The following is a 13,035-nucleotide window of genomic DNA, read 5'->3' as shown; positions in this document are numbered from 1 at the left end:
TAACTGGAAAGTCCGTAACTGTTCAGATATCCTTGGGAACGAACATGAAGATGACCTAAAGATAAAACCCCGATCTGGCCGAAAAATTATTTGAATGAAGAGATCCGGCATGATTTCCTCAGATTGCAGCATTCTTCAGGTGTTGGCCCGAAGCCTCTGGAAATACGTCCGGGCCCAGACATAAGCCACGACACATCCAAGAATGTCCCCCGCGGTTATCCCCCACCATATCCCCAACTCGCCAAAACCGAGAACGAACCCGAAAATCCAAGCAAATATAATGACAAAGACAAGTTCACGCAAGACCGTGATCGCAAATGAAGTCATACCCTTGCCCACACCTTGAAAGATCGAGCTTGACATCATACCCGGTGGAAGGAACGGATAAAAGAAACACATGACAACCAGGAATGCTGCAATGGACGGAGCAAGATATGCTGTCTCGACAGAATAGGTGAAAATCGAGGCTATTTGCGACGAGAAGAGCCACGTGATTATGCTTGTGCACAGAGCAATGACAAGTCCCAGAAGGATCGAGAAGTGGTGAATGACCCGGAGCTTGTCGTAGTGTCTCCCGCCATAAGCAGCACCGGCGACTGATACGACCGCCATCTCGATCCCGATGAGTGGAATGATCGCGAACATGATGAGCCGCTCGCCTGCCGTATAGACTTCCACGGCATCGGATCCCGCAACCCTCATGAGCATAGCATTGATGATAATCAGTTCTTAGCTAATTTATGACTTAAATTTTTAATTAAGTAAATCGATTATTTTTTTAACAGATTTTTAAATGATAAATTATAATAAATTCTGTTTCAATTCTATGTATGGAAAAATTTTCTCCCAATGAGGTTTTAACAATATCTACCTCTATAGTAGAGAAGATTTCAATAGAGATCTTCGGTAGTTGTGATCAAAGCCTAAGAGAAGAGGTTAGCGCTGAATTTGTTCGTAGTTATCAACAAGAGAGATGTCCTGTACCTGATATTGGTTCTTTAGAACCGTGGTTTGAGGCAATGGTATGTGCTATTGTTCTCCACGTTGCTGATAAATTTATTTGTAACCAAATAAACGTTGAGTATGTAAAGTCTCGCTTTAAAACCCAGAGTGGAGAGATAAAAGAGACTATACAAAAAATATTTTCAGAGTACGGTTTTTCTCAAGAGAGTGGAGAACGAGCAGCCAAAAAAATAACCGATGAGATCTTTAAAGCCCGACCATAAGAACAAGCAACCCTTTTTGAATGACTTTATGATTGAATATTAAGGATATATGAGTTTCTTTGAGTCATCGTTTCTTTAAATTAGGATTTATTGAAACTGAAATCTCTTTCATAATGCCTGAATCAGATGTTGTAATTTTATTTTACAAATAAGCCTTTGAGAAATATCAACAACAGGCACATCGATACAGTGGGTAAGTATCATGAATGATAAAAAAGAGTATATTGAAGAAAGGATTCAATACTATTTGCAGAATCTTGAAGTTTACACTCAAGAAAAGTTTCCTGAAGAATGGGCAACAACACAGAGTAATCTAGCTGGTGCCTACACGGAACGTATCAATGAGAGCTCTGCAGATAATATTGAAAAGGCTATTTGTCATTACAAACTTGCCCTAAAGGTATTCACCCAAAGTGCATATCCTGAAGATTGGGCAATGACACAAAATAATCTAGCCATCGCTTATATAAATCGGTGTTATGGTGTAAAAGCAGATAATATTGAGATTGCAATTACTCTACTAATATCAGCATTAAAAGTGAGGAAACGAAAAGCATCCCCTAAAGAATGGGCAAGAACACAACATAATTTGGGAATAGCCTATAAGGAGAGAATCCGAGGAAATAAGGTCAAAAATATCGAGAGATCAATTAAACATGCAAAGAATGCTCTTAAGGTATTTATTCCTGATAGATATGCTTTGGACTATGCCAGAATTCAGAACACTCTTTCAACTGCCTATCTTAATAAGATTTGTGGGGAAGAGACAGATAACATCGATACAGCTATCTATCATGCAAATCTTGCTCTAGACCATTTAAACAAGGATGAGTTTCCTAATGATTGGGCAATAACACATAACAATCTTGGATTGGCTTTTCTCGAGAAACAAAAAGAAAATTCTGATACTAACCTTAAGACTGCTATCACTCATCTCAATAATGCTCTCAGTGTGTACACAAAAAACGCGATTATGGAGAAAATGGCTGTGATCCATAGCAATTTAGCCATGGCCTATCTCTTCCTTGTTACAGATGAGAGAGAAGAGAGGGCTGAAAATCTTAAATTGGCCATAATCCATGCAAATTGGGCCCTTAAAGTATTTACCACAGAGACTGACCCTGAAAAATATGCATCAACTCTAAATTATCTCGCAATTGCATTCGAAAACCTTAACTTTGGTGATCCTTCTGATAATATTGAAACATCTATCGATATTTACTCATTAATTGGAGAAGTTTACACTTTAAAGGCCTATCCTCATGAATTTGCCAGAACACAGTATAATCTGGGTATCGCATATTCCAATCGAATTGCCGGGAATAAAAAAGAAAATATTCAGGAAGCAGTATCGCACTTTCAGTTAGCACAAAAAGTCTGGACATATGATGATCATCCAGCAGAACATAGGGATACCTGGAAAAAAATTGGAGATTCATATTTTCAACTGCAAAACTGGAATGATGCCTGTATCGCATATTACAAAGCATGTGAGATCAGCGATAACCTCATCATAGAAGCGTACACAGAGAGAGGACGCCAAAATGAAGTTGGTAAAATTGCAAATATTTATTCAAATCTTGCGTATTGCCAGATATCAATGGGACATCTGCCTGAAGCTCTAGTAACTTGTGAAAAAGGGAAGACCCGTCTTTTTAATGAGACTCTCTCGATAATTGGGCAAGACCTAAACAATATACCTTCTGATAAGCAACTGCGTTTCATTAAGATACGAAAAGAATTAAAAGAGAGTATGACAGAAATGCCCTTGGATTTTACAAGAAACTTTTATAAATATGATCCCATGTCATCGAAGAGGATAAAAAAGGCTCGAAATAAACTGAAAGCACTTGTGAAAGAGATCAAGGTGAATAATCCGGATTTTCTTTGGACAAATCCAGATCTTACGACAATCCTCGCTGAAATCCCCGAAAAAGGAGCAATTGTAGTTCCGCTGATTACATCCCAGGGAGGAGCAGTTTTCATCGTACCCTCTGGAACCATCACAATCGCCCCTCATAATGTGTTGAGGTTAAATGAGTTTGATAGTACAGCTCTTCATGTACTCATGCATGGCAACGAGAATCATACAGGGTGGCTACAAACGTACAACAGAAGGGTCAAATCACTTGAGTCCAATTGTGAAGAAATAAAAAGGAAGGCTCTTGAGGATTGGATCTCAACAATAGGGGATATTTCAAAAAGATTATGGGATCAATTTATCGGACCCATCTTTACCCATCTCAAATCTCTGGATGTCCAATTGGGAACTCCAATTCTGATAACTCCACCCGGACTTTTAAAACTTCTTCCGCTCCATGCAGCTTATCGGATAGAAAATGGGTTATTACGTGCTTTTCTTGATGATTACACGATATCGTATGCTCCAAGTATAACGACAATTAGTATTATAAAAAAAATGAAACCGATCCAGAAATCTGAAAAGGATCGATTGCTAATGGTAAAACCTAACCATAATAATCTCTATTTTTCAACAGTTGAATGTAAAGCAATCACCAGTCTTTTTGGTGCTGACAAAGTTAAATCACTCGAAGATAAAAACGCAGTCAAGGATATGGTGGTAAAGTTTGCTCAAAATAAACAATACCTGCACTTTTCCACCCATGGTTATTTTGTGAAGGAAAATGTTATGCAATCTGGTCTAGTACTTGAAGATGGGATGTGGACACTTGCAGATATTTTATCTGACCTCAATATTGCAGCTGCTAGAATGGTAACATTATCTGTGTGTGAATCAGGCATTCCTCAGTATCAAAAAATCCCTGATGAATATATTGGTATATCTGCAGGTTTTCTGCATGCTGGTGCTTCCTGTGTTATTAGTTCTCTCTGGGCAGTGAATGATGTAGCTACCAGTATGTTGATGATGAAATTGTATTCTTCACACTTAATAGACGGTTTATCTCCTGTTTGTGCATTGAGAGAGGCGCAAATATTTATTCGTAATGCAACGAATCAGGAAGTTGTGAACTTTATGTGTAACGGAAATATCTCTCTTGATATTGATAGGGACTACTCGTGTATAATACAAGAACCAAATGAAAACCAGGATCAAGCCAACTCTTCATCTTGTATATCAAAAAGAGGGAATCCAATTCCTGGACCATTTGTCAATCCATATTTTTGGGCTGGTTTTGTCATAAATGGGGTATACAAGTAATGTTTAGATTTTGATACCTCATTTAAATTTTATCAAATTATATGGATTAGATGGGCAAAATTGAGAGTCTGAACTCAGTACTTAACTAATTTTTCTCCGTGTCTTTTTCATTCATCAGTGTTCCAAGTCTCCTTCAGTTATACTGGGTTTCTGAGGGCAGAAATTTTTACCACGACCTTTAAGGTTACTCGTACAGCCTCCCCGACAAACAACTTGAACTGATCAAATCTGAACGCGCCCATCTCAATGGTTCCAGGACCTTGTTTCACGGGTGAGAATCGTGTCCAAAGCACTGCTATCCAGATGTTTTTGAGAAGAAACGAGATGATAGCAAAGAGATATCGGATCACCGGATTTCGGGCTGATGTCCTAGGTTTGACCTGGTTACGCATCCTGTACGACGACTCGATCGCAAACCTGGATCGGTAGGTCTTATGAATTCATTGGGGATTCCAGGATAAGATCTGGCAAAATTTAGGAGAAACATGCCACATGAAACGCCCTGAAGGAGTCTAATTATTTACGAAAATCTAGATCAAACAATTTTCCAAATACCGATCTAACAGAAAAATGTCCTTCGCAATTAAAAGGATAATTCACCTGCACCACCTCCAATCTCAAATCCATTCCGGAATGCAAATTTCCCCCAAGTCAGGAATGGTGATCTGAATGACCAACCATCCCATCCCGTTCAAGGGCCCGCTGCAGGCCGGCCACCTGCTCGATGAACGGCGAGGGCGGACTGCTCGTCAGCAGGGGACGGACATCCGGCTCGCAGGCCAGCAGCCCCTCCTCGTACGGCAGGTAGAACTGATCTGAAATGAGGTCGAGCGAGTCGCCGAGGATCGTCTGCACCTTCCGGATATCCCCCTCGGACCTGACCCGGTTGACGACCAGGTGGATGGTGGGGATCCCCAGTTCATGGGCCAGGGTCGCGGCATGCTTCACCACCTGCACGGCGTTGAAGGTCGGATCGGTGACCAGCACCGCCTGATCGAACCCCTCGGCCATCGCCCGGCCGAAGTGCTCGACGCCGGCCTGGGTGTCCATCAGGATCACCTCGTGCTCCCGCAGGTTGATGTAGCGCATCACCGACTCGAGGAGGGCGTTCTCCGGACAGAGGCAGCCGGCGGCCGCTGCGACGACCGTCCCCATCACGAGGATCTTCACCCCGCCCGGCCCCTCGACACCGAACCGTTCCACGACATCGGAGACGTCGGGGTTTAAGGAGAGCATCAACCCCCATCCCGCCCCGGGACGGGCGCCGGTCTTCTCCTCCACATAGTCGAGGTTCTTCGTCAGCGGGACGACCCGATCGCTCTCGTCCGGCGGAACCCCCACCGCGTAGGGCAGGTTCATCTGCGGGTCCTCGTCGACGGCCAGCGTCGTGAACCCCCGCTCTGTGAAGAGATGGGAGAGGAGGGCCGTCAGCGTGGTCTTCCCCACGCCCCCCTTGCCGGTGATGACGACCCGGAATCCCTGCTCTGTCTTTGTATGATCATCGCTCTGAACAGTTCCGTCTTCGCGGCTCGAATGCTGATGCTCCTCACACATGCCTGATCACTCCCCCGGTCTGCGCCAGGATCTCCTTTCGTGCTATCCCCTTCGCCCTGCAGGCAGGGCAGACCCCGTGCAGGTCGTCACGCAGGGGCGGATCGATGCGTGCGGCTATCCGCTCGCCGAGTGAGGCCGGCGCGAAGTACTCCCCGCAGACCCGGCACTGCGCCAGCGACACCCTCGTCGAACCCCAGGACTGCATCACCCGTTCGCCATCGATATCCTCGATCCTGACCGCGTCCGTCGGACAGACCCGGGCACAGGCCCCGCAGCCCAGACAGACCGGATTCGCCTCGAAGAAGGGGGTGTTCACCACCGTGTAGGCCCCCCGGTTGATGAAATTGATCGCACCGGCACCCATCAGCTCGTGACAGGCCCGGACGCAGAGCCCGCAGAGGACGCACCGGTTTCCGAGGGGATCGGTGGGGTCGACCTTCCGGATGAACCGGGTCTTTGTCACCCCGTACCGGGCCGCCATCTCCCTGATCCGATCCGCCTTCGGGGCCTGGGCGAGGTAGAGCTCAAGGATGATCCGCCGGTGCCGCTCGATCTCCGGGGTATCGGTCACCACCGTCAGCCCGTCGAGGGCCCGCAGCGTGCAGGCCGTGGTCATCTCTCGCTTCCCCCGCTTCTCCACCTCGACCATGCAGAGCCGGCAGGCGCCGTAGGGGTCGAGGGCCTCCTCATAGCAGAGGTGCGGGATCGCGATCCCCTCGCGGGTCGCCACCGAGAGGAGGATCTCGCCCTCCTCAGCCCGGCAATCCACCCCGTTGATCGTCACCGTCACCAACCGCTTCGATTCGTCCATCAGCAGACCTCCCTGTGCATCATCGCTCGATCAACCCCTCGTATTCGTCCCTGAAGTACTCGAGGGTGGTCAGCACCGGGTTCGGCGCAGACTGCCCGAGGCCGCAGAGCGAGGTCTTCGCGACCGTGTCGGCGAGGAGGGCGAGCGTCTCCAGATCCTGCCCGGTCCCCTTGCCGGCCAGGAGCCGGTTCAACAATAATAGAGTGTGCTTCAACCCCTCCCTGCAGGGGACGCACTTCCCGCAGGACTCTCCGATGGCGAAGTTGATGAAGTACCGGGCGATGTCGACCATGCCGGTATCCTCGTCCATCACGACGATCCCGCCGGAGCCCATGATCGAGCCGACCCGGTTCAGACTCTCGTAGTCCATCGGCGTATCGAAGAGCCGGACCGGGATGCATCCCCCCGAGGGGCCGCCGGTCTGCACGGCCTTCACCGCCTTCCCTCCAGCGCCGCCGTTGCCGATATCGATGACGATCCGCTCGAGGGTCGTCCCGAGCGGCACCTCCACCAGCCCGACCCGGTCGACCTTGCCGACGAGGGAGAAGACCTTGGTGCCGGTGTTGCCCGGGGCCCCGATCGCCGCGTACCAGCCGGCGCCCCGGCTGACGATCACCGGGACGTTGCACCAGGTCTCGACATTGTTCAGGTCGGTCGGCTTCCCCCAGAGCCCCTTGTCGGTCAGCCGGGGCGGCCGGGGATGGGGCCGGCCGGTCCTCCCCTCGATGGAGGCGACGAGCGCCGTCGACTCCCCGCAGACGAAGGCCCCGGCACCGATGGCGAGGTGCAGGTCGAAACTGAACCCGGTGCCGAGGATGTCGTCGCCGAGCAGCCCGTACTCCCGTGCCTGTTCGATCGCCTTCGTCAGCCGTTCGATGGCCAGCGGATACTCGGCCCGGATGTAGATCACCCCCGTCTTCACCCCGCCGATGGCGTAGGCGCCGAGGATCATCCCCTCGATCAGCATGTGGGGATCGCTCTCCATCTCGTTCCGGTTCATGTAAGCCCCGGGGTCGCCCTCGTCGGCATTGCAGATGATGTACTTCTCCGTAGCCGTCTCCTTTCGCGTGATCCGCCACTTCAGCCCGGCCGGGAAGCCGGCGCCGCCACGGCCCCGCAGCCCGGATTTTTCCACCACATCGATGACGGCCTCCGGCTCCATCGTCGTCAGGGCCGATAGGGCGGCCGAGTAGCCGCCCACGGCGATATACTCCTCGATATCCCCGGGATCGATCAGCCCGGCGGCCCGCAGGATCACCTTCTGCTGGTATCGAAAGAACGGGACGTCGGCATAGAGCGGAATGTCGGGGAACCCGTCCCCGAAGACCAGCGGGGGTCCGATGATCGGGTCCCATGTCGGGATCCGGCATAGGGCTAGTTCTACAGGCACCTCTCCGTTCAGGACCGCCCGGATGATCGCCTCGACGTCGTCGACGGTGACCCGGTGCAGGATCACGAGCGGCTTTCCAGGGATCGCGACGTTCACCAGCGGCTCCTCCCGGCAGTAGCCGAAACATCCCACCCGGGTGAGGGCAATGTCCAGCCCTTCTGACTCGATCGTCTGGCGCAGACGGTCGTAGACCTGGTCGCCACCGACTGCCTTTCCACAGGTGGCCAGCCCCACGGCAATACGGGGGCGGTCCGGAATCAGTCTTCGGAGGCCGGCCTGCCGGACATTCTCAAGATCGTCTGCTGTTTTGATCTTCATCGCTGCCACCCGTATCCTTCAAGAATCCCGGGGAGGCTCTCCGGGGTGACATACCCGTAGAGATTCCCGTCGACCCGCAGCACCGGCGCGATGCTGCAGGCGCCGAAACACCGGGCGATCTCCAGCGTGAACCGGTTGTCCTCCGTCGTGAGGGAGAACTTCCCGTCCTCATCGGCGGCCTCGCCCTCCAGGTGCAGCAGGTCCTGCAGCGTCTCGAGGAGGGAAACCGCCCCCTTCACATGACAGGCCGTCCCCATGCAGACTGTGATCACATGCTCGCCCACTGGTTTCAGGCTGAAGAGGGCATAGAAGGTCACCAGACTGTAGAGGTCCGAGAGCGGGAGGTCCAGTTTCTGCGAGAGGGTCTCCAGCACGTCCCGGGGGATATACCCTTCCTGGTGCTGGACTTCGCTGAGTATCCCGAGCACCCTTCCGGTGGGAGAGGCGTAGCGGGCGATGATCTGATCGAGTACCTGTTCTTCCATCGTCTCCTCGCAAAAAAAGGAATAGTTCTGGCGGTCAGATCCCGAGCGCCTGTCGCTTCCGATCGATCTCCGCCTCGAGCAGGTCGGCCGCCTTGACGGGGTCCGGTTCGACTGCGAAGGAGGCGTTCACCACGCCTGTGAGTTGACTCGCGAGGAGGGAGAGGACGTTCTGGCTGCCGAAGATCTTCGGGGGGATCCCGAGCACCGTGTAGACACCCGACGAGACGAAGTACGTCCCGATCGCGATCGCCTTCTGCGAGTACCATTCGGGGGCGGCCCCCCCGAGCGGCAGATCGCCGATCCCAACGCCCAGTTCGTCCGCCACATGCGAGGCCATCACCAGGATCCGGGAGCAGTCGACACATGAGCCCATGTGCAGCACCGGCGGGATCCCCAGGGCCTTGCAGACCGCCTTGAGCCCGTCCCCGGCCAGGTCCGCCGCTTCGGGGACGAGCAGGCCGGCCTTTCCGCTCGCGATGGCCGCACACCCGGTCTCGACGACGAGAATGTTCCGCCTGATCAGTTCCCTGCCGAGGGCGATATGTCCTGAGTCCTGTTTGATCTTCGGGTTGTTGCAGCCGACAACCCCGACAACCCCCTTGATCGTGCCGGCGACGATCGCATCGATCAAAGGTTTATAGGTACCTCCGAGGGCCTTTCTGATCGCCTCCTCAGAGAACCCGGCCATCATCTGGACCGGCCGGTCCGGGATCCTGACCCGGTTCGGGTCCCTGGCGGCGAAGTTCTCGATCGCCATCCCCACGATCTCCCTGGCCGTGTCCAGCGCCGTCTCGGGCCTGAACTCCTTGTAGATCGAACCCGGCACCTTGGATTTCTCACTGGTCGCCACGACCTTCGTGTGATAACAGCTGGCCGTCGCCGTGATGGACGGGAAGATGCACTGGTAATCGATCACCATCACCTCCACGGCTCCGGTGGCGATGGCCAGTTCCTGGTCCAGGATCGTGCCGGCGATCGGGATCCCGTGCCTCATCAGCACCTCGTTCCCGGTGCAGCACATCCCCACCAGGTTGATGCCGGCCGCACCCTTCGCCCGGGCCGCCTCCTTGGCCGCCGGCTCCTCCACCGCCTTGAGGATCATCTCGGAGAGGACCGGGTTGTGTCCGTGGAGGACGATATTGACTTTATCCCTGCTGAGCGTGCCCAGGTTCGCCAAGGAAGTGACCGGCGTCGGGGTCCCGAAGAGGATATCGGAGCAGTCGGTCGCCATCATCGACCCGCCCCAGCCGTCAGAGAGCGAGGTCCGCATCGCATGCAGCAGGATGTTCAGATAATCGGCGTCGACCCCCATATGCACCCGGTGCATCGCCTCCACGACCTCCCGGTCCACGCCCCGGGGAGTGATGTTCAGATCCTGCCAGACCTTCCGGGTCTTCTCCGGGGCCCGGTCAACCAGCTGGATCCGGTTCTTGATCGATCCGAACTCCTCGAGCATCCCCCGGGCGAGGTCGCCGGCGATCGCTGCGTCATCCCGGCCCTCGGTCGGAATCCCGTACTCCTCGGCGATCAGGTGCAACTTCACCGCATCCGTGATCTGGTAACCCTGGGCCTTCCCCTCTGCGGTATGGAGGAGCGTCTCGACGACCTCCCGGCCGTGATCCGAGTGGGAGGCCGCACCGACGGCGAGGTCGTCGAGCAGGTTCCTCGCCACGATCGTGTCCGCCGTCGCCCCGCAGACACCCCGCGTCGGCGTTCCGCCGAAGGGATCGATCCGACAGGGTCCCATCGAGCAGTTGTTGCAGCAGAGCCCGAGCTGCCCGAACCCGCACTGCGGCTGCTGCGCCTGCAGCCGGTCCCAGGCGGTCTCGACACCGTCTTCGATCGTCTTCTCGATCATCATCTGGCTGGTCCTGTCCAGCGCCCGCTTCTCTGCCACCTTCTTTATCGCAATTGGATCATACATTGTGTTCACCCTCCACGCTCTCCGGAATTATAAATCCGCCAGTGTTCCCATGATCTCCCGGAACGCCCGGATGTTCTCGGGCATCGAGGGAACCTCGCCAACCGGTTCCCTGGCCGGTTCCCGGGAGAGAAGAAGTTTCATCGAGAAGTCATGGCTGCTCTTTTCGATCAGGTCGTTGACCTCTCCGAACTCCAGCGCCCCGGTCTTGCAGGCCTCGGCGCAGGCAGGAATCACACCGTTCTGCTGCCGGTCGATACAGTTGTCACACTTTGCATTCACGTCGCGGGGAAGGTCCACCTGCCGCACCCGCTGGAACCGGATCACCCCGAACGGACAGGCCATCGCACAGACGGCACAGTCGATGCACCGATTGTAGTGGATCGCGACCGAACCGGTCGACAGGTCCCGGTACAGGGCCTCGGTCGGGCAGACCTGCATACACGGGGCCGGGTCGCAGTGCCGGCACCGGTTCGGGAAGGTCAGGTAGTCAACAACCTCAACATGAACGCGTGGTCTTGAGATCGGCTCCTCGTTCCGTGCGCCAAACAGTTCTCTGCTCGCAGAGTGCTCAACGGCACAGGCCACCTCGCAGTGCCTGCAGCCGATACAGCGCTCAGCCCGTACAAAAACAGTCTTCATTAACTCCCGCCTCCATCTCCCCATCCAGTGGACGACCATAACTCCACGAGATCTCTGAATAGTAACTCCATCAGCAATATTCGTATATACCGCTTTTGCTGGAATAAACCGTTTTTTTCATCCAGAATGGAATTTGCCGGCCACAAGATCAAAAATGGAGAGAGGACAGATGAACCAACCCGAAAACTCTCTGCGCGTTGATCGGCCGATATCGGCAGCCTCATACTCTGATACCAAAAAATACCAAAAAAAGAGAAGAGAGTAGTAAGGGATCACGCTCTACAGACGATTGAAGAGGAGAACGATATCATCAAAGTTGATTACACCGTTTTTATTGAAGTCAAACGCTTTGATGGGTTCATTATCCGCGACCCAATCCATCTGGTTGAAGTACAGCACCACATCATTGAAATCGACCCTCTGGTCCCCGTTCAGATCCCAGAAGAGCCCGTCATTATCGGGACTGGTCGGGACCCCCACACCACCTGGGATGACCGTGACCAGGACCGGCGTCGGGGTCGGTTCTCCAGATGAAACAAAAACTTCGATCCGATTGTTCCATTCATCGGTCACATAGACCTGGCCGACCCCATCGATCGTGATGCCATACGGCCAGGTGAACTGTCCGGGCCCGGTGCCGGAGGTGCCCCAGGTGGAGACAAAGAGACCGGCAGACGTGAACTTCTGGATCCGGTTATTCCACACATCAGTCACATAGACGGCGCCGGCACTGTCAACAGCGACACCCCAGGGCCAGTTGAACTGTCCGGTCCCGGTGCCGGAGGTGCCCCAGGTGGAGACGAAGAGGCCAGCGGACGTGAATTTCTGAACCCGGTTGTTATACGTATCGGCTACGTAGACATTGCCGGTTCCATCGACCGCGATGCCAAAGGGCTCGTCGAATTCTCCAACCCCGGACCCGTGACTCCCCCACGCTGCGAGAAAGGAACCGGAAGAGGTGAACTTCTGGACCCGATCGTTCCACGAATCGACAACATAGATACTTCCCACACCATCGACAGCGAGGCTGGTCGGAGCGTTGAACTGCCCAGCCCCCGAGCCGGAACTACCCCATCCTCCAAGGAAGGAACCAGAGGAGGTGAACTTCTGGATCCGATCGTTCTCAGTGTCCGCCACGTAGACAGCGCCGGCACCATCGACGGCGACTCCGTCCGGATGGGCGAACTGTCCGATCCCGGTGCCAGAACTCCCCCACACTGTTACGAACGTGCCTGAGGAGGTGAACTTCTGGATCCGATCGTTCTCAGTGTCCGCCACGTAGACATTGCCGGCACTGTCGACGGCAACGCCACCAGGATGATCAAACTGCCCGATCCCGGCACCGGAACTACCCCACTGAGCCGAGTACACATACTCCCCAGATACCGCCGCGACCAGAACGCCGCAGCACACCAGCACCAGGACACAGGTCGTACTGAATACATGCCCCATTCAAAACCACCCTGAGGACCTTGAGGATCTCAATCTATTAAGACCTTCTCAGGTC

General features: G+C 53.5%; 10 protein-coding genes. 2 read left to right on the top strand and 8 right to left on the bottom strand.

Annotated features, from left to right (window positions below):
- Window positions 1-135: 135 nt before the first annotated feature.
- Window positions 136-717: an MATE family efflux transporter gene (locus MPAL_RS04315; protein ID WP_269078479.1), complete on the bottom strand. Its 582-nt coding sequence runs from the start codon at window positions 715-717 to the stop codon at window positions 136-138.
- A gap of 113 nt (window positions 718-830) precedes the next feature.
- Here MPAL_RS04315 and MPAL_RS04310 point away from each other — a divergent pair, with 113 nt between their 5' ends.
- Window positions 831-1,226 carry a hypothetical protein gene (locus MPAL_RS04310; RefSeq protein ID WP_048145169.1) on the top strand — a complete coding sequence of 132 codons (396 nt, stop codon included), beginning with the start codon at window positions 831-833 and terminating at the stop codon, window positions 1,224-1,226.
- Window positions 1,227-1,428: 202 nt separating this feature from the next.
- On the top strand, window positions 1,429-4,407 hold the full coding sequence (locus tag MPAL_RS14230) for a CHAT domain-containing tetratricopeptide repeat protein (RefSeq protein WP_012617528.1): 2,979 nt from the start codon (window positions 1,429-1,431) through the stop codon (window positions 4,405-4,407).
- A gap of 651 nt (window positions 4,408-5,058) precedes the next feature.
- On the opposite strand, the gene MPAL_RS04295 is transcribed toward MPAL_RS14230, so the two are convergent.
- From MPAL_RS04295 to MPAL_RS04265, 7 genes are all read right to left on the bottom strand, one after another.
- Complete coding sequence (locus MPAL_RS04295) at window positions 5,059-5,961, bottom strand: ATP-binding protein (RefSeq protein WP_012617527.1); 903 nt, start codon at window positions 5,959-5,961, stop codon at window positions 5,059-5,061.
- On the bottom strand, window positions 5,954-6,772 hold the full coding sequence (locus tag MPAL_RS04290) for a 2Fe-2S iron-sulfur cluster-binding protein (protein WP_012617526.1): 819 nt from the start codon (window positions 6,770-6,772) through the stop codon (window positions 5,954-5,956). The genes MPAL_RS04295 and MPAL_RS04290 overlap by 8 nt, the downstream gene beginning before the upstream one ends.
- Before the next feature lie 19 nt (window positions 6,773-6,791).
- On the bottom strand, window positions 6,792-8,480 hold the full coding sequence (locus MPAL_RS04285; RefSeq protein ID WP_012617525.1) for a (2Fe-2S) ferredoxin domain-containing protein: 1,689 nt from the start codon (window positions 8,478-8,480) through the stop codon (window positions 6,792-6,794).
- Window positions 8,477-8,965, bottom strand: a complete 489-nt coding sequence (locus MPAL_RS04280; protein WP_012617524.1) for an NADH-quinone oxidoreductase subunit NuoE family protein — start codon at window positions 8,963-8,965, stop codon at window positions 8,477-8,479. Before MPAL_RS04280 ends, MPAL_RS04285 begins: the two co-directional genes overlap by 4 nt.
- 34 nt (window positions 8,966-8,999) lie before the next feature.
- Window positions 9,000-10,889 carry an anaerobic carbon-monoxide dehydrogenase catalytic subunit gene (cooS, locus tag MPAL_RS04275; RefSeq protein WP_012617523.1) on the bottom strand — a complete coding sequence of 630 codons (1,890 nt, stop codon included), beginning with the start codon at window positions 10,887-10,889 and terminating at the stop codon, window positions 9,000-9,002.
- Window positions 10,890-10,916: 27 nt separating this feature from the next.
- Window positions 10,917-11,528 carry a 4Fe-4S dicluster domain-containing protein gene (locus tag MPAL_RS04270; RefSeq protein ID WP_012617522.1) on the bottom strand — a complete coding sequence of 204 codons (612 nt, stop codon included), beginning with the start codon at window positions 11,526-11,528 and terminating at the stop codon, window positions 10,917-10,919.
- A gap of 279 nt (window positions 11,529-11,807) precedes the next feature.
- Complete coding sequence (locus MPAL_RS04265; RefSeq protein ID WP_012617521.1) at window positions 11,808-12,980, bottom strand: dockerin type I domain-containing protein; 1,173 nt, start codon at window positions 12,978-12,980, stop codon at window positions 11,808-11,810.
- Window positions 12,981-13,035: the final 55 nt, after the last annotated feature.

Source organism: Methanosphaerula palustris E1-9c, assembly GCF_000021965.1.
GTDB classification, from domain to species: domain Archaea; phylum Halobacteriota; class Methanomicrobia; order Methanomicrobiales; family Methanospirillaceae; genus Methanosphaerula; species Methanosphaerula palustris.
This window is presented reverse-complemented; position numbering and strand designations above follow the sequence as displayed.

What these genes read in the sequence shown, in the direction of transcription:
- MPAL_RS04310 (WP_048145169.1), top strand. Translation starts at nt 831, where the DNA reads ATGGAAAAATTTTCTCCCAATGAGGTTTTAACAATATCTACCTCTATA.
- MPAL_RS14230 (WP_012617528.1), top strand. Translation starts at nt 1,429, where the DNA reads ATGAATGATAAAAAAGAGTATATTGAAGAAAGGATTCAATACTATTTG.
- MPAL_RS04295 (WP_012617527.1), bottom strand. Translation starts at nt 5,961, where the DNA reads ATGTGTGAGGAGCATCAGCATTCGAGCCGCGAAGACGGAACTGTTCAG.
- MPAL_RS04290 (WP_012617526.1), bottom strand. Translation starts at nt 6,772, where the DNA reads ATGGACGAATCGAAGCGGTTGGTGACGGTGACGATCAACGGGGTGGAT.
- MPAL_RS04285 (WP_012617525.1), bottom strand. Translation starts at nt 8,480, where the DNA reads ATGAAGATCAAAACAGCAGACGATCTTGAGAATGTCCGGCAGGCCGGC.
- MPAL_RS04280 (WP_012617524.1), bottom strand. Translation starts at nt 8,965, where the DNA reads ATGGAAGAACAGGTACTCGATCAGATCATCGCCCGCTACGCCTCTCCC.
- cooS (WP_012617523.1), bottom strand. Translation starts at nt 10,889, where the DNA reads ATGTATGATCCAATTGCGATAAAGAAGGTGGCAGAGAAGCGGGCGCTG.
- MPAL_RS04270 (WP_012617522.1), bottom strand. Translation starts at nt 11,528, where the DNA reads ATGAAGACTGTTTTTGTACGGGCTGAGCGCTGTATCGGCTGCAGGCAC.
- MPAL_RS04265 (WP_012617521.1), bottom strand. Translation starts at nt 12,980, where the DNA reads ATGGGGCATGTATTCAGTACGACCTGTGTCCTGGTGCTGGTGTGCTGC.